Below are 15,249 nucleotides of genomic sequence, written 5' to 3' on the forward strand. Positions count from 1 at the left end.
TGGGTTCCGCCCGGCGGCCCAAAGTGGGCAGATGAGGCGCCGGGCGCGGGTGTGTGTCAAATCATTGTTAATGGGCTTGCGCCGGCTCTCTCGCCTGCTTATCTTCGCTGCCTCTCGACTCGCCTCCAAGCAGCATGAAAAACAGCACCCTGAAAAAATGGTCCGCCGAGTTCCTCGGCACGTTCTGGCTCACGTTCGGCGGCTGCGGCAGCGCGGTGCTGGCGGCGGCCTTTCCCCAGCTCGGCATCGGCTTCACCGGCGTCTCCCTGGCTTTCGGCCTGACGGTGCTGACCGGCGCCTACGCCTTCGGGCCGATCTCCGGCGGCCACTTCAATCCGGCGGTCTCGCTGGGCCTCGCACTGGGGGGCCGCTTCCGCGCGGCCGAGCTGCCAGGCTATGTGATCTCGCAGGTGCTGGGCGCTGTGGCCGCGGCCGGCGTGCTGTACCTCATCGCCACGGGCAAGCCGGGCTTTGAAGTGGGTGGTTTCGCGACCAATGGCTTTGGCGAACACTCGCCCGGCGGTTACGACATGACGGCCGCGCTGCTGACCGAAGTGGTGCTCACCGCGGTGTTCCTGCTCGTCATTCTCGGCGCCACCGAGAAACGCGCGGCGGCTGGCTTCGGCGGCCTGGCCATCGGCCTGTGCCTGACCCTGATCCACCTGATCTCGATCCCGGTCACCAACACCTCGGTCAACCCGGCGCGCAGCACCGGCCCGGCGCTGTTCGGCCCGTCCATCGCGCTGGATCAACTCTGGCTGTTCTGGTTGGCGCCCCTGGTCGGTGCGGCCATCGGGGCGCTGGTCTGGCGCGCTCTGCTGGCCGACGGCGACGAAGGCTGAGCGGCCTTCTTCTTGCGGCGCGACAGCAGGCGCAGCAGCGCGCTTTCGGTGGTGCCACCGGCCTTCTCTGCTTTCCTGGCCGGGCCGTCGAGCACGGCCTCCAGCACCGCCGGGTGGATGTAGAAGCGGCGGCACACCGCCTGTGTGTTGCCGATCTGCCGGGCCACCTGGCGCACCACCTCGACCACGGTAGCGCGCGTGGGTGCCACCGCGTCCCCGGGCGCCGATGGCGCCACGCCGGCGGTCAGTTCCAGGGCGAGCACGCTGGCGTGCCAGGTGCGGAAATCCTTGGCCGTGAAGTCCTGGCCGCTGACGCGGCGCAGATAGTCGTTGACGTGCTGTGAACGCACCGGCCGGCGCCGCCCGGCGTCGTCGATGTACTGGAACAGGTGCTGCCCGGGCAATTCCTGGCAACGCTGCACGATGCGGGCGGTGGCCGGGTCGGTGAGCCGCGCGGTCTGCTCCACGCCGCTCTTGCCCCGGAAGCGGATCTCCAGGCTGGCCGCGCGCGTGCGCACATGCCGGTTGCGCAGCGTGGTCAGGCCGAACGAACCGTTCTCCGTCGCGTAGGCCTCATTGCCCACGCGCAGCGCGGTGCGGTCCAGCAAGCGCACGATGGCGGCCACCACGGTGTCCAGCGTCAGTTCGCGGCTGCGCAGGGCGCGCGTCACCGCGCGGCGGATGCGCGGCAGGGCGCGGCCGAACTCGCGCAGGCGGTCGAACTTCTGCTGCTCGCGCCTTGCCTGCCATTCGGCGTGGTAGCGGTATTGCTTGCGGCCCCGCGCATCGCGCCCCGTGGCCTGCAGGTGGCCGCGCGCGCTGGGGCAGATCCACACCTCGGTGTAGGCGGGCGGAATCGCCAGGCGCTTGATGCGGTCCAGCTGCGCGGCGTCGCGGATCGCGCGCCCGGTGGCGCTCACATAGGCAAAGCCCTTGCCCCGGCGCACGCGGGTCCAGCCGGGGGTGTCGTCCTGCGCGTAGGTGAGTGGGGCGGGCATGCCGCCAGTGTCCGCGCTCCGCGCGCGGCGCGTGTCAGCGCCGTCCGTAGGGTGTGTAGGAAGGGGCCGTCAGCCCCGGCCCACGAAAGGCATCTGGCTGGCCATCACCGTCATGTTGAGCACGTTGGTGGACAGCGGCAGGCCCGCCATGTAGCGCACCGCCTCGGCCACGTGCGCCACGTCCATCATGGGTTCGCTGGCCATGGTGCCGTTGGCCTGGCGCACACCCTGCGTCATGCGGGCCGAGAGATCGGTCAGCGCGTTGCCGATGTCGATCTGGCTGCACACGATGTTGTAGGGCCGGCCGTCCAGCGCGATGGTCTTGGTCAGGCCCAGCACCGCGTGCTTGCTCGCGGTGTAGGGGCAGCTGAACGGGCGGGGCGCGTGGGCCGAGATCGAGCCATTGTTGATGATGCGCCCGCCCTGCGGGTTCTGCCGCCGCATCAGGCCGAAGGCGGCGCGCGCGCAGAGGTAGACGCCGGTCACGTTGGTGTCGATCACGTCCTTCCAGCGCTCGACCGGCAGCTCGTCCATGGGCACGGCCGGGGCGTTCACGCCCGCGTTGTTGAACAGCACGTCGAGCCGCCCAAAGCGCTGTTCGATCTGATCGAACAGCGCCTGCACGCTGTGCTCGTCCCGCACGTCGGCGGGGATGACGACCGCGTTGGGCCCACCCGCCTGCGCCACCGCCGCCAGCGGCTCGGGGCGGCGCCCGGTAAGCACGACGTGGTACCCGTCCTTCAACAAGCCGAGCGCCACGGCACGGCCGATGCCGCTGCCCGCGCCGGTGACCAGGGCGATCTTGGAAGTTGTCTCTGAAGCCATGCGAATCCTTGGGAGTGGAGGTGGAAGGGGCGAGGGCCATGTTAATGGGCGCTCCGGGCGCTCCATCACCCAGGCTCCGGGAAAACCCCGGTGCTTATGCCAATCAACGGATATATAACAACAATGTTGGTATATCTTGATATCGGGTGTATCGACACGCGTCGAACCGGAACACGGCATCACAAACAGGAGACAAGTCATGAATCGAACACTCGCATCGCGTGTGCGCCTGGCCACGCTGGCGGTGGGCTGCCTGCTGGGCGGCGCGTCCGCTCTGGCGCAGGACGCCTTCCGCATCGCAGGCATCGTGCCGCTCAGCGGCGCCTGGGGCATCGTGGGAGAGAACATGCGCCGAGGCGCCACCATCGCCTTCGAGGAGCGCAACAACCGCGTGCTGGGCAAGCCCATCGAGGCGGTGTGGGAGGACACCGAGACGTCCACCCAGGTGGCGGTGCAGAAGACCACTCGGGTCCTGGCGCGCGACACGCACACCCTGTTCGGCGAGGTGAGTTCGGGCTCCACGCTGGCGATCATGAAGCTCACCGAGCAGCGCAAGGTGCCGCAGATCATCACGCTCTCGGCGGACGACCGCATCACCGGTGCCGACAAGACGCGCTACGCCTTCCGCACCTCCAACACCGTGGCCATGGAGAACCGCATGATCGGCGAGTTCGCCAGGCGCCAGGGCGTGAAGAAGGTCTACGGCATCGTGTCGGACTACCAGGTGGGCCGCGACATGTGGGCCTCGCTCAAGGCCGACATGGAGAGCAAGGGCATCGCGATCGCGGGCATCGACTTCACGCCGATCGGCACCAAGGACTACGCGATCCTGCTGGACAAGGCGATGAAGTCCGGCGCCGACGGGTTGGCGCTCATCGTGGTGGGCGGCGACACCGTGACCTCGCTCAAGCAGGGCGGCGACGTGGGCCTGGCCGGCAAGATGAAGGTGATGGGCACCATGCTGATGGACGAAACACAGGGCCAGTCGGTCGGCGCCGGCGGCGCGCTCGGTGTGCACTCCACGCTGCGTTACCACTTCACCCAGGACACGCCGCGCAACAAGCGTTTCGTGGCCGCCTACCGCGCGAAATACGGCGAGCTGCCCAGCCAGTACGCGGGCGAGGCCTATGACGGCATGAGCTGGTGGCTCGACGTGGTCGAGAGCACCGGCGTGTGGGACAAGGAAAAGTGGGTCGACGCGTTCAGGAACAGCGTGCGCAACGACTCCGTGGAGGGTGCCAAGCGCATGCGCGCCTGCGACAACCAGGCCGAGCAGGTGGGCCTGTTCGGTACCGCCGTCGCCGGTGGTGCGGGCCAGCCGCCCGTCACGATGAAGGTCACCGAAACCTTCACCGCGCAGGACCTCTTCAAGCCCTGCCAATGAGTGCGCCCGCACCGGCAAGCGAGCAACCTCCATGTCCACCTTCGTCATCGGTCTGAGCATCGGCATGCTGCTGTTCCTGCTGGCCGCGGGGCTGACGCTGATCTTCGGCATGCTGCGCATCATCAACTTCGCGCACGGCGCGCTCTACATGCTGGGTGCCTACCTGGCGTTCCAGATCGCGTGGTGGGCCGGTTTCTGGTGGGCGATCGCCCTGGTGCCGGTGCTGCTGGCGCTGGTGGGTGTGCTGATCGAGCGGCTCACCCTGCGGCCCATCTACTCGGCGCCGCACGAGTTCCAGCTGCTCATCACCTTCGGGCTCATTCTGGTGCTGGAAGAAGTGGTGCGCGCCACCTGGGGGCTGAGCGGCAAGAGCATCGCGGTGCCGCCGTGGTTGTCGGGCAGCGTCGCGCTGTTCGACACGGATGTCTCGCGCTACCGCCTGTTCGTCATCGCCGTCGGCGCGGCCACCATGGCCGTGCTGCTGCTGGGCATCGAGCGCTCGCGCATCGGGCTGGTGATCCGTTCGTGCAGCACGCACCCCTTGATGGCCGCCACCCTGGGGGTGCGCGTGGACCGCGTGCGAACGGCGGTGTTCGCGGTGGGCGCGGCGCTCGCCGGCCTGGGCGGCGCCATGGCCGGGCCGATGCTGCCGATCCAGCTGCAGATGGGCGGCACCATCATCCTGGACTGTTTCATCGTGGTCATCATCGGTGGCCTGGGCAACATCCGCGGCGCCATGGTGGGCGCTCTGCTGATCGGCATGACCCGTGCCTTTGGCCAGCAATACCTGCCCGACTGGATCGACACGCTGACCTACGCCGTGCTCATCGCCACGCTGCTGCTGCGGCCGCAGGGTCTTTTCAGCAAGAAGGAGCGACTCGCATGAGCCGTATCGAACGCCTGGACATCCGGCTGTGCCTGCTGGCCATGGCCATCCTCGTGGCACTGCGCATCGGCACGCGCGACGAGGGCATTCTTTTCGTCGCCTGCCTGGTCATGGTGTGGTCCGTCTTCGCGCTGGCTTACGACCTGGTGTTCGGCACCACGGGCATCCTCTCCTTCGGCCACGCCGCCTACTTCGGCATGGGCGCCTATGGCATGGCCTGGGCGCAGATGCACGGCGGGCTGCCATTCAGCCTGGGGCTGGTGGCCGCCGCGCTGCTGGGCGCGGCCTGCGCCTGGGCCGTGAGCCTGATCGGCAGCCGCATCACCGGCCTGTTCTTCTCGCTGCTCACGCTGATGCTGGCCGAGCTCATGTCCATCCTCATGCTCACGCGCCTGCGTGGCCTCTCCGGCGGGGTGGACGGCCTGCCCGGCGTGGCGCGGCCGGCCTGGGGCGGGATCGACTTCTTCCACAACGCCAACTTCTTCTGGGTCGTGTACGTGGTGTTCGTGGCCGTGGTGCTGGCTTGCTGGGTGCTGCGCCGTTCGCCGCTGGGGCAGGCCTGGCAGGCGGTGCGGCAGAACCCGGTGCGCGCCGAGCAGCTCGGTTTCGGCGTGCGGCCGCTGCGCCAGTCCGCCATGGCCGTCTCTGGTGCGCTCTCGGGCGTCGCCGGTGGCCTGCTGGCCTCGTTGATGATGTACACCGGCCCGCAGATGCTGAACTGGAAAACCTCGGGCGACGTTCTCATCATGACGCTGCTCGGTGGCAGCGGCACGCTGCTCGGCCCCATCGTCGGTGTGGCGTTCTTCGAGGTGCTGCGCGAAGTGCTCGCGGCCTATTCCGACTACTGGTACGGTCTGGTGGGTCTGGTGTTCATCCTGTGCACGCTCTTTCTGCGCAAGGGCCTGGCCGGTACCGCATTGCACTGGTGGAGCCAACGATGAACACCCCCACCCAGGCACAAGCCATCGCGTGTTCGGGCGTCACGGTCGAATTCGACGGCTTCGTCGCACTCAACAACGTGGCGCTGGACGTGCCCACGGGCAAGACCGTGGGCCTGATCGGCCCCAACGGTGCGGGCAAGACCACGCTGCTCAACGCCCTCAGTGGCCGTGCGCCGCTCAAGTCCGGCCGCATCGAACTCTGGGGCGATGACATCACGCGCCTCTCGGTCGCCGGACGCACGCGCCGGGGCCTGGGGCGCAGCTTCCAGATCATCAACATCTTCCAGGAGATGACCACCTTCGAGAACCTGCGCGTGGCCGCGCAGCCGCCGCGTTTTCGTCTGCAGCCCTTCTGGCGGCCGGTGGACCGGTGGGGTGAGCTGGGCGATCGGGCACGCGAGGTCGCGTCCGTCGTCGGCCTGTCCGATGTGCTGGACCGGCCCGTGGCCACGCTCAGCCACGGCCGCCAGCGCGCGGTGGAACTCGGCCTGGCGCTCATGGCCGATCCGCGCGTGCTGCTGCTGGACGAGCCGCTGGCCGGTGTGGGGCACCACGAGATCGCGGCCACGCTGGAGCTGATCGAACGCGTGCGCGAGCACCGCACCGTGCTGCTGGTGGAGCACAACATGGACGTGGTCATGAAGCTGTCCGACGAGATCGTCGTGATGATGGGTGGCGAGGTGCTCATGCGAGGCACGCCCGCCGAAGTGCGCGCGGACCCGCGCGTGAAGCGCGCCTACCTGGGCGACGACAACCGCCAGGAGGTGGCCCATGCTTGAGTTGAAGAACGCCGACGTGTTCTACGGCAAGGCGCAGGCCTTGCACGGCGTCTCCATCGCCTGCGCGCCCAACGAAGTGCTCGCGCTGGTGGGCCGCAATGGCGCGGGCAAGTCCACCACGCTGCGCGCGATGATGGGGCAGATTCCTTTGCGGCAGGGGCAGCGTGGGCTCGATGGCAAGGACATCACGGGCTTGTCGCTGCCCGATTCGAGCCGGTGCGGCATCGCGCTCGTGCCCGACAGCCGGGACATCATCAGCGGCTTGAGCGCCGAGGAAAACCTCGTGCTCGCCAGCCTGAGCCATCCGCCCGGGCATTGGACCATCGAGCGCGTGTACGGCCTGTTTCCGCGCCTGCGCGAACGGCGACTGGCGCAAGGCACTTCGCTGTCCGGCGGTGAGCAGCAGATGCTGGCCATCGGCCGCGCGCTGCTCACCAACCCGCGTTACCTGCTGCTGGATGAACCCACCGAAGGGCTTGCACCCGTCATCATCGAGCAGATCGTGGCGGCCATCGAATTCGTGAGCCGCGCCGGTGTGTCGGTGCTGCTGGTGGAGCAGAACTTCCGCGTGCCCCGGCGCGTCGCGCAGCGCTTCTGCCTGCTCGACAGCGGGCGCGTGCTGTGGAGCGGTGGCCGCGACCAGATCGACGACCGGCTGGAGGCCATGCTCTCCGGCCTGCAACACGAAATCCCCGCATGAACCCACCGAACACCGCGCGTGCCGCCCCCCTGGCCGCCGACGATCCCCGCTCGCAGAACCCGCAGCTCGAAGACCTGGTGAACTTCGTCGGCTACCGGCCCCACGCCCTGCTCACCATGGCGCGCAAGCCCGGCGTGCTGCCGGCGGTGCTGGGCCTGGTGCAGACCACGCTGCGCGGCGATGGGTTGATCGAGCCCCGCCTGCGTTTTCTGCTGGCGGCCGAAACCTGCCGGGGCGCGCGCTGCGCCTACAGCACGGTCCACGCGGTCCATGCGGCATGGCACGCGGGCGTGGATTGGGCGCTCCTGGCCGCCTTGCCCGTGTACGCCGACAGCGCGCATTTCAGCGAACGCGAACGCGCGGCCCTGCGCATCGCCAGCGCGGGCGCCACGCTGCCCGTGGGCGATGCCAGCCAGGCGTTCGACGAGGCGCGCCGGCACTTCTCCGAGGAGGAGCTGATCGAGATCGTCTCCATCGTGGCCCTGTTCGGCTGGTTCAACCGCTGGAACAGCCTGATGCGGACCACCCTCGAACCCGAGCCCGCCCAGGCGCTGCATCATGTAGGCTGGTTGCAACAACTGTGGAAGGAAACCCACCCGTGAGCCTGGCCGATACCGCCTCCAAGACCCGCCGGACCCGCCCACCCAAAGCGGCCCCCGACACGCAGGCCCAGGCGCCGGGGCTGGACGCCGAGCGTGCTGCGATGCGCACGCTGGAACTGGTGTTCTTCGTGCACCTGCAGATGGCCGACATCGCCGACCAGGTGCTGATGGACCATGGCCTGGGCCGTCCCCACCACCGCGTGCTCCACTTCGCGGGGCGCACGCCCGGCATCACCGTGGGCTCGCTGATGTCGCTGCTGCGCATCAGCAACCAGGCCCTCTCGCGCACCACCAACCAGCTCACCACCATGGGGCTGCTGGAACAGCGCTACAGCACCGAAGACCGCCGCGTGCGCCAGAACTACCTCACCGCCGAAGGGCAGGCCTTGCTCGGTCTGCTCACGCAACGGCAGATCGCGCTGATCGGGCAGGCGCAGGCGCGGCTCTCCAAGGCGGAGATCGAAGGCATGTGGAAAGGCCTCTCCGTCATGGTGCGGCCGGAAGACATGGCCTGGGTCACCACGCATCCCTTCGACCTCCCGACACCACCCTGATCCACCCCGACACCACCCAACATGTACAGCGAGATCCACAACCCCCGCCGCTGGCTGCTGAGCGCCGCGCTCAAGGAGCTGGCCACCCGGTCGCCCGACGCCCCCTGGCTTGCCGACAGCGAGGGCGCGAGCCTCAGCTTCGGGCAGGCGCACACCCACAGCCTGCGCGCGGCCGGCTTCTTCGAGCGCCTGGGCGTGCGGCGCGCCGACCGCGTTGGCGTGTTCATGTTCAATGGCTGCGACTTCGCCACCGCCTGGATGGGGCTGGCCCACCTGGCCGCCACCACCGTGTTCCTCAACACCGAGCTGCGTGCGACGTTCCTGCGGCACCAGCTCGTCGACTCCGCGCTGGGCTGCGTGGTGGTCGATGCCGAGCTGCTCGGCGCGCTCGCCGACATCGCCGACGAGGTGCCCGAACTGCGCACCGTCATCGTGGTGGGCGGGCCGTCCAGCGCCAGGCTGCCCGAGCGCTGGCAGGTGCTCGCCTGGCCGGACTGGGCCCGGCAGCCCGACTGGGACGGCCCCGGCCCCGCGCCCGAAGACATCGCCTGCATCATGTACACCTCGGGCACCAGCGGACCGAGCAAGGGCGTGCTCATGCCCCACGCGCATTGCGCGCTCTACGGCATCGGCACGATCCAGTGCGTGGAACTCACGGCGCAGGACCGCTACTACGTCAGCCTGCCGCTGTTCCACGCCAACGGCCTGCTCATGCAGCTGGGCGCCACGCTGCTGGCCGGCATCCCCGCCTTCGTGCGCCGCCGCTTCAGCGCCAGCGCCTGGCTGGCCGACGTGCGCGAACACGGCGCCACCGTGACCAACCTGCTGGGCGCCACCGCCGGCTTCATCATCCACCAGCCGCCCACGGCGCAGGACCGCGAGCACCGGCTGCGCGCTGTGCTCACCGCCCCGAACCTGGCCCAGCACGAGGCCGCCTTCCGCGAGCGCTTCGGCGTGAAAGACATCGTCTCGGGCTTCGGCATGACCGAGGTCAACATCCCCATCTGGGGCCGCATCGGCCGCTCCGTGCCTGGCGCGGCGGGGTGGACGCATGAACAGCACTTCGAGGTGCGCATCGCCGACCCCGAGACCGACGAGGCCCTGCCGCCAGGCCAGATGGGCGAGATCCTCGTGCGCCCCAAGGTGCCCTTCGGCTTCATGGCCGGCTACTTCAACGCCCCGGCCAAGACCGTGGAGGCCTGGCGCAACCTCTGGTTCCACACCGGCGACGCCGGCACCATGCGGGAAGACGGCCTGGTCACCTTCGTGGACCGCATCAAGGACTGCATCCGCAGGCGCGGCGAGAACATCTCGGCCACCGAAGTGGAAGAGGTCGTGGCCGCGCTACCGGGCGTCGAGGAAGTGGCCGCCTACGCCGTGCCCTCGGACGTGCCGGGTGGCGAAGACGAGGTCATGCTCGCGCTCGTGCCCAAGGCTGGCACCACGCTGGACGGAGCGGAGATCCTGCGCATCGCAAGCGGGCAGCTGCCGCGCTTTGCCAAGCCGCGTTTCGTCAAGTTCGTGGAGGCCCTGCCCAAGACTGCCACCGGCAAGGTGCAGCGCGCGGTGCTGCGCAAGCAGGGCATCGAGGGCGCGCTGGACGTGCAGCAGGGCTGAGGCACTCTCTCGATCAAGGCGCGTGGCCCGCGCTCCTGGGAGCGGGCGTGGACGGCAGCTGGCTCACGATCAGCAGCGTGATCACCGAGGTGGCCGCCATCACACCGAGCAGGGCGGTGAACCCGGCCTGCTTGACCACCGGGCCGATGAGCCACACCGCCAGCGAACTCGCGCCCAGCGACACCGCCAGGCGCATGCCCGAGACGCGCGAGCGCAGGCTGTCGTCGACGAAGCGCACGATCATCGCGTCGGTGAACGGGATGGCGCCGAAGATCGTCGCCATGAAGAGGAACTGCACGGCGTAGAAGGCCCAGCCGTCCAGCGCCATCGACAAGCCCAGCAGCACGGCCTGCGCCGCGATGATGCTCACATACAGCGACTTGAGCGCCACCCGGTCGATCAGGTGCCCCACGAGCAACTGCGTGAACGAGGCCACCGCGTAGATCGCGGCGAGCAGCAGGCCGATCTGCGCAGGGTCCTGAAGAAGGGCCTGCAGGCGATCGCTCAGCAGCTCGTGGTTGCTGTTGGTCGAGAAGTTGAACAACAGGCTGCCGCTGGTGGCGGCGATGGTCATCACCAGGAAGAGCCTGGCCATGGACACATTGGCCGGCGCCACCGTGGTGGCGGACTTCTTCTTCGCGGGCGCGGCCTGTTCGCGCGTGGCGAGCAGCGCGAAGGCCACGCCGAACAGCAGGCACAGGGCGCCCGGCACCGCGAACGCCATGCGCCAGCCGAAGTACTTCACCAGGAAGCCGGTGGCGACCGCCGCCACCGCCACGCCCAGGTTGCCCACCAGGCCGTTGACGCCGATGGTCCAGCCCGGCCGCGGTGCGCCCTGCACCAGCATGGGAATGCCCACCGGGTGGTAGATCGACGCGAAACAGCCCAGCAGCGCCAGCGCCAGCGCCATCTGCAGCGGCGTCTGCGTCGCGCTCGCCAGCAGGGCCGCGCCACCCATGCCGAAGAAGAACACCAGCATCATGCGGCGGCGGCCCCACTGGTCGCCCAGCTTGCCCGAGGGCAGCGAGCCCACGCCGAAGAAAAAGAAGGCCGCCACGCTGTACGGCATCAGGTCCTCCCAGCGCGCCACGCCGAACTCGCGCGCGATCGCCGTCACGGCGGTGGCGAAAATCAGCAGGAACATGTGGTCGATCGCGTGACCGATGTTCAGCAGCCACTGCGTGGCCATGGAATTTCGGGAAGGGCTGGAGGCGAGGGCAGGGTGCGTTGGCATGCGTGAATGGAATGATGATCCGGCAGAAGATCCGGCGGGGAAGGGCCTGTCAGAATTGTGGTGGAGGCGGCAACGCCTGTCTCGCGCCAAATGACCAGCAACCATCTCGAAAGCGACATGGCCATCCCACTCCGGCCCCCGGCCCTTTCCGACGTGCTGGACGCGATCGACTCGCAGAGCTCACCCATCTTCGCGCGCTCGACCGACTACCCCGCGGGCTGGCATATCGAGCCGCACGCGCACGCCAAGCACCAGCTGATCTATGCCGTGCGCGGCGTCATGGTCGTGCAGGCGGAGGCCGGCCGCTGGGTGGTGCCGCCCACGCGCGCGATCTGGATGCAGAGGGGCATGACGCACGAGATCCGCTGCGTCGGCGAGGTGCACATGCGCAGCCTCATGGTGGCGCCGAAGGCCGCGCCCCGGCTGATGGACAAGACGCAGGCCGTCGCCATCTCGCCGCTGCTGCGCGAGCTGATCCGTGCCGCCATGGACGTGCCGCAACCCTGTGTGCCGGGCACGCGCGACGGCCGCCTGATGCGCCTCATCCTCGACGAGCTGCGGGCCCTGCCGGTGCTGCCCCTGTACCTGCAGATGCCCACCGACCCCCGGCTGCTTCAGATCGCCACGGTGTTGCAACGCCGGCCGGACGACCCGTCCACCATGGCCGACTGGGCCCGGCGCCTGGCCATCGACGTGAAGACCATCCAGCGGCTCTTCATCAAGGACACTGGCATGACCTTCGCCCAGTGGCGGCAGCAGGCGCGGCTGCTGCGTGCGCTGGAGCGATTGGCCGTCGGCGAGAAGGTCATCGACGTGGCGCTCGCGCTTGGCTACGAGAGCCCGAGCGCCTTCGCGGCCATGTTCCGAAAACACTTCGGGCAGACACCGAGTCAGTTCTTTAAAGAGTTCTAAAGAATTCTTTTTTCGCCTATACTTCGACCGTCGTACAACCAAAGTACGATCGGAAGTGGCATTCCGAGGGTTGACTCCAGTGAGGGGCTGCCGCGTTCGCGCCGTGGCTTCTCGCTTGTCCGTACCCCCGTTTTATGGTGGCCCGGACGGGGAGCCGGAAGGCTCGCCGAAGTTGGAATCAACCCCGGCATGCCACACCCGTTCGGGCCACCGCCACCCTTACCCAGGGTGGTGGCTGGTTGGCTTTTACACACCAAGGAAAGCGCTCACATGCCCATTCACCCATCGCCACCCGTGCCCAGCCTTCGTCTGGCCGTACTCATTGATGCCGAGACCCTGAGCGGTGCGCACGCGCCGCAGCTGATGAAGCTGGCCCGGCAACTCGGCCGGCCCATCATCCGCCGCGCGTACGGCGACTGGACGACCTCGCGGCTTGATCTGTGGAAGCAGCATCTCCATCCGCTGGCGATCTGGCCGCACCAGCACTTTCGCTACCGGCGCTGCAAGAACGCGTCCGACGCCGCGCTGATCATGGACGCGATGGAGCTGTTGTGCCTGCGCCGCGCGGACGCCTTCTGCATCGTGTCGTCCAACAGCGGTTTCGCGGGCCTGGCCGCGCGCATCCAGGCCAGGGGCGTGCCCGTGTACGGCTTCGGCCAGCGCGACACGGCGCACGCCTTCATCGCGGCGTGCAATCGGTTCATGTACCCGGACCAGGCGGAACAGACGCGCTAGATGTGCCGTTCTTCTTTGGTGGCGGTGGCGGTGGCAGGGTCAGCCGCCGCTGCCACCACTGCCGCCTTGCGCCAGGCGAAGTGGTCAAGGGTGCGGTGGAGCTGCCCGCAGGGTGGTGGAGACGAGGAGGATCGAACTCCCGACCTTCGCATTGCGAACGCGACGCTCTCCCAGCTGAGCTACGTCCCCAGTGGCCGAAATGGTAGCAAGAACGCTCAGTTCATGCCATTGCGGTGAGCCAGTTCGACGAACAGGGCCGAGTGGTCCAGGTCGGCCAGGCCGTGGTCCCCGGCCTGGGCGTACAGCTGCTCGAACAGGCCGGTGATCGGCGCCTCGAAACCGATCTCGCCGGCCGTGGCGAGTGCGTTGCGCATGTCCTTCAACTGCACCGCGATCGCGGCGCGCTTGGTGAAGTCGCGCTCCACCATGCGCTGGCCGTGCACCTGCAGGATGCGGCTGTCGGCGAAGCCGCCGCTGATGGCCTGCTTGACCTTGCCCATGTCGGCGCCGCCCTTCTCGCACAGCAGCAGGGCCTCGGCCACCGCGCCGATGGTGATGCCCACGATCATCTGATTGGCCAGTTTGGCGAGCTGGCCCGCGCCGTGCGGCCCCACGTGCACGGCCTTGCCCAGCAGCTCGAACACCGGCAGCGCGCGTTCGAAGTCGGCCACCTCGCCGCCGGCCATGATGGCCAGCGTGCCCTGCTCGGCGCCGACCGTGCCCCCTGACACCGGCGCGTCGAGGTGGCGCACGCCCTGGCTGGCAAGCCGCGCCGCGTGCTCGCGCGCCTGGCGCGGCTGGATGGACGACATGTCCACCACCAGGGTGCCGGGCCGCAGGCCGGCGGTGGTGCCTTGCTGGAACAGCACGTCCTCCACCACGCCACCGTGTTCGAGCAGGGTGATCACCACGTCGGCCCGCGCCACGGTCTCGGCGGGCGTGTCGGCCACGTTGGCGCCGAAGGGCTGAAGCCGCTCGGCCTTGGCGCGCGAGCGGTTCCACACGCTGACGTCGCAACCGGCCTCGCAGAGGCGGCGGGCCATGGGGAAACCCATCATGCCGATGCCGAGCACGGCGATGCGGGTGGGCAGGGGTGGGGTGGTGGTGTTCACGATGAGGTTGATGGTAGGTGATGGCAATGGGTCACAGCATGCCGCAAAACCCCCATGACACAATGCGCGCGATGAAGACCACAGCCTCCTACGACGCCGAATGGCTCGAGCGCGAGTACAACAACCGGGCCCGCGTGCCCGAACACCCGGTGCATTTCGAGCGCTGGGCGCGTGATTCGGCGGCGGCGCGCCATGAGGGCCGCGCCCTGATCGACGTGAGCTACGGCCATGGGGCGGGCGAGACGCTGGACATCTTCCCCGCGCCGCGCCAGGCGGGCAAGCCGCCGGCGCCGGTGCTGGTGTTCATCCACGGAGGCTGGTGGCGCAGCCTGGACAAGTCCGATCACTCTTTCATCGCACCGCCGTTCGTGGAGCGCGGGGCCTGTGTGGTGGTGCCGAACTATGCGCTGTGTCCGGCGGTGACCATTCCCGAGATCACCTTGCAGATGGTGCGTGCGCTGGCCTGGGTGCACCGCCACATTGGCGCGCATGGCGGAGACCCGCACCGCATCACGGTGGTGGGGCATTCGGCCGGTGCTCATCTGGCGGCGATGATGCTGGCGTGCGACTGGTCGCTGGTGGGGGACGACCTGCCGCTGGCTTTGGTGAAGAACGCGCTGGGCATGTCGGGTCTGTACGACCTGGAGCCGGTGATGCACACGCCGTCGGTGCAGGCGTCTTTGCGGTTGTCGGCGGAGCAGGTGGCCAAGGCCAGTCCGGCGCGCCTGCCTGCGCCGTTGGTGCGCGAGGGGCGTGGGCAGTTGACGGCCATGGTGGGGGCGCTGGAGAGCAGCGAGTTCCTGCGCCACAACCGGTTGATCCAGTCTGCCTGGGGTGAGCGGGTGGTGCCTGTCTGTGAAGCGCTGCCCGGTCTCAATCACTTCAGCATCGTGGATGCACTGGCCGACCCTCGGCAGCAGTTGCATCAGGCGGTGCGGTCGCTTCTTTCCGTTTGATTTTTTTCTTCGGCTGCAGCGGTCCTCGGCGACCGGGGTGGCCGGCTCCGCTCATGTCCTCCGAACCGGCTTCGCCGGTTCTCCCCCTTCACTTCGCTGCGCCGGCCACCCCGGTCACCGAGGACCTCGTGGTACCCGGTCCGTGGGCGCGCCAACATCACTGTGGCTCGGG

16 protein-coding genes and 1 tRNA gene are annotated in these 15,249 nt (G+C 68.6%); 12 read left to right on the plus strand and 5 right to left on the minus strand.

The window, feature by feature from the left end:
• The first annotated feature begins 134 nt into the window (after positions 1-134).
• Complete coding sequence (gene aqpZ, locus ACODTB_RS05690; protein WP_488929152.1) at positions 135-842, plus strand: aquaporin Z; 708 nt, start codon at positions 135-137, stop codon at positions 840-842.
• On the opposite strand, the gene ACODTB_RS05695 is transcribed toward aqpZ, so the two are convergent.
• Both ACODTB_RS05695 and ACODTB_RS05700 read right to left on the minus strand, forming a co-directional pair.
• A complete protein-coding gene (locus ACODTB_RS05695; protein ID WP_291120571.1) occupies positions 749-1,840 on the minus strand; it encodes a DNA topoisomerase IB in 1,092 nt (363 codons plus the stop codon). The genes aqpZ and ACODTB_RS05695 overlap by 94 nt on opposite strands.
• A 69-nt stretch (positions 1,841-1,909) precedes the next feature.
• A complete protein-coding gene (locus tag ACODTB_RS05700; protein WP_291120569.1) occupies positions 1,910-2,665 on the minus strand; it encodes an SDR family oxidoreductase in 756 nt (251 codons plus the stop codon).
• 199 nt (positions 2,666-2,864) lie between these two features.
• Between ACODTB_RS05700 and ACODTB_RS05705 the strand changes: the two genes are divergently transcribed.
• The 8 genes from ACODTB_RS05705 to ACODTB_RS05740 are packed head-to-tail and all read left to right on the plus strand — an operon-like array spanning position 2,865 to position 10,128.
• Positions 2,865-4,049, plus strand: coding sequence for an ABC transporter substrate-binding protein (locus ACODTB_RS05705; protein ID WP_291120568.1), 1,185 nt, complete (start codon positions 2,865-2,867; stop codon positions 4,047-4,049).
• A 31-nt stretch (positions 4,050-4,080) separates the two neighbouring features.
• Positions 4,081-4,935, plus strand: a complete 855-nt coding sequence (locus ACODTB_RS05710; RefSeq protein WP_291120566.1) for a branched-chain amino acid ABC transporter permease — start codon at positions 4,081-4,083, stop codon at positions 4,933-4,935.
• The gene (locus ACODTB_RS05715; protein ID WP_291120564.1) at positions 4,932-5,876 is read left to right on the plus strand and encodes a branched-chain amino acid ABC transporter permease; all 945 of its coding nucleotides are present in this window, start codon (positions 4,932-4,934) and stop codon (positions 5,874-5,876) included. The genes ACODTB_RS05710 and ACODTB_RS05715 overlap by 4 nt, the downstream gene beginning before the upstream one ends.
• A complete protein-coding gene (locus ACODTB_RS05720) occupies positions 5,873-6,655 on the plus strand; it encodes an ABC transporter ATP-binding protein (RefSeq protein WP_291120562.1) in 783 nt (260 codons plus the stop codon). The genes ACODTB_RS05715 and ACODTB_RS05720 overlap by 4 nt, the downstream gene beginning before the upstream one ends.
• On the plus strand, positions 6,648-7,355 hold the full coding sequence (locus ACODTB_RS05725; protein ID WP_291120560.1) for an ABC transporter ATP-binding protein: 708 nt from the start codon (positions 6,648-6,650) through the stop codon (positions 7,353-7,355). The genes ACODTB_RS05720 and ACODTB_RS05725 overlap by 8 nt, the downstream gene beginning before the upstream one ends.
• The gene (locus tag ACODTB_RS05730) at positions 7,352-7,957 is read left to right on the plus strand and encodes a carboxymuconolactone decarboxylase family protein (protein WP_291120559.1); all 606 of its coding nucleotides are present in this window, start codon (positions 7,352-7,354) and stop codon (positions 7,955-7,957) included. The genes ACODTB_RS05725 and ACODTB_RS05730 overlap by 4 nt, the downstream gene beginning before the upstream one ends.
• Positions 7,954-8,511: a MarR family winged helix-turn-helix transcriptional regulator gene (locus tag ACODTB_RS05735; protein ID WP_291120557.1), complete on the plus strand. Its 558-nt coding sequence runs from the start codon at positions 7,954-7,956 to the stop codon at positions 8,509-8,511. The genes ACODTB_RS05730 and ACODTB_RS05735 overlap by 4 nt, the downstream gene beginning before the upstream one ends.
• A 21-nt stretch (positions 8,512-8,532) precedes the next feature.
• Complete coding sequence (locus tag ACODTB_RS05740; protein WP_488929153.1) at positions 8,533-10,128, plus strand: AMP-binding protein; 1,596 nt, start codon at positions 8,533-8,535, stop codon at positions 10,126-10,128.
• 13 nt (positions 10,129-10,141) lie between these two features.
• Here the strand turns inward: ACODTB_RS05740 and ACODTB_RS05745 are convergent, their stop codons facing one another.
• A complete protein-coding gene (locus ACODTB_RS05745; RefSeq protein WP_291117574.1) occupies positions 10,142-11,317 on the minus strand; it encodes an MFS transporter in 1,176 nt (391 codons plus the stop codon).
• 162 nt (positions 11,318-11,479) lie between these two features.
• Between ACODTB_RS05745 and ACODTB_RS05750 the strand changes: the two genes are divergently transcribed.
• Positions 11,480-12,274 (plus strand): AraC family transcriptional regulator, encoded by a 795-nt coding sequence (locus ACODTB_RS05750; RefSeq protein ID WP_291117578.1) that lies wholly within the window; start codon positions 11,480-11,482, stop codon positions 12,272-12,274.
• A gap of 270 nt (positions 12,275-12,544) precedes the next feature.
• Entirely contained in the window at positions 12,545-13,009 is a 465-nt protein-coding gene (locus tag ACODTB_RS05755) for an NYN domain-containing protein (protein ID WP_291117580.1), read from the plus strand.
• A gap of 113 nt (positions 13,010-13,122) precedes the next feature.
• Here the strand turns inward: ACODTB_RS05755 and ACODTB_RS05760 are convergent.
• Together ACODTB_RS05760 and ACODTB_RS05765 are read right to left on the minus strand one after the other, a co-directional pair.
• Positions 13,123-13,198: transfer RNA gene (locus tag ACODTB_RS05760), tRNA-Ala, on the minus strand.
• 26 nt (positions 13,199-13,224) lie between these two features.
• Positions 13,225-14,124, minus strand: a complete 900-nt coding sequence (locus ACODTB_RS05765) for an NAD(P)-dependent oxidoreductase (protein WP_291117703.1) — start codon at positions 14,122-14,124, stop codon at positions 13,225-13,227.
• A 68-nt stretch (positions 14,125-14,192) separates the two neighbouring features.
• On the opposite strand from ACODTB_RS05765, the gene ACODTB_RS05770 reads away from it, so the two are divergent.
• A complete protein-coding gene (locus ACODTB_RS05770; RefSeq protein ID WP_291117583.1) occupies positions 14,193-15,077 on the plus strand; it encodes an alpha/beta hydrolase in 885 nt (294 codons plus the stop codon).
• Positions 15,078-15,249 lie beyond the last annotated feature (172 nt).

It is taken from the genome of Hydrogenophaga sp. FG152 (genome assembly GCF_057809615.1).

Excerpts from the sequence above, each read along its gene's own strand:
- ACODTB_RS05730 (WP_291120559.1), top strand. The coding sequence starts at position 7,352 with ATGAACCCACCGAACACCGCGCGTGCCGCCCCCCTGGCCGCCGACGAT.
- ACODTB_RS05715 (WP_291120564.1), top strand. The coding sequence starts at position 4,932 with ATGAGCCGTATCGAACGCCTGGACATCCGGCTGTGCCTGCTGGCCATG.
- ACODTB_RS05725 (WP_291120560.1), top strand. The coding sequence starts at position 6,648 with ATGCTTGAGTTGAAGAACGCCGACGTGTTCTACGGCAAGGCGCAGGCC.
- ACODTB_RS05740 (WP_488929153.1), top strand. The coding sequence starts at position 8,533 with ATGTACAGCGAGATCCACAACCCCCGCCGCTGGCTGCTGAGCGCCGCG.
- ACODTB_RS05700 (WP_291120569.1), bottom strand. The coding sequence starts at position 2,665 with ATGGCTTCAGAGACAACTTCCAAGATCGCCCTGGTCACCGGCGCGGGC.
- aqpZ (WP_488929152.1), top strand. The coding sequence starts at position 135 with ATGAAAAACAGCACCCTGAAAAAATGGTCCGCCGAGTTCCTCGGCACG.
- ACODTB_RS05755 (WP_291117580.1), top strand. The coding sequence starts at position 12,545 with ATGCCCATTCACCCATCGCCACCCGTGCCCAGCCTTCGTCTGGCCGTA.
- ACODTB_RS05695 (WP_291120571.1), bottom strand. The coding sequence starts at position 1,840 with ATGCCCGCCCCACTCACCTACGCGCAGGACGACACCCCCGGCTGGACC.
- ACODTB_RS05710 (WP_291120566.1), top strand. The coding sequence starts at position 4,081 with ATGTCCACCTTCGTCATCGGTCTGAGCATCGGCATGCTGCTGTTCCTG.
- ACODTB_RS05770 (WP_291117583.1), top strand. The coding sequence starts at position 14,193 with ATGAAGACCACAGCCTCCTACGACGCCGAATGGCTCGAGCGCGAGTAC.
- ACODTB_RS05745 (WP_291117574.1), bottom strand. The coding sequence starts at position 11,317 with ATGGCCACGCAGTGGCTGCTGAACATCGGTCACGCGATCGACCACATG.
- ACODTB_RS05705 (WP_291120568.1), top strand. The coding sequence starts at position 2,865 with ATGAATCGAACACTCGCATCGCGTGTGCGCCTGGCCACGCTGGCGGTG.
- ACODTB_RS05750 (WP_291117578.1), top strand. The coding sequence starts at position 11,480 with ATGGCCATCCCACTCCGGCCCCCGGCCCTTTCCGACGTGCTGGACGCG.
- ACODTB_RS05720 (WP_291120562.1), top strand. The coding sequence starts at position 5,873 with ATGAACACCCCCACCCAGGCACAAGCCATCGCGTGTTCGGGCGTCACG.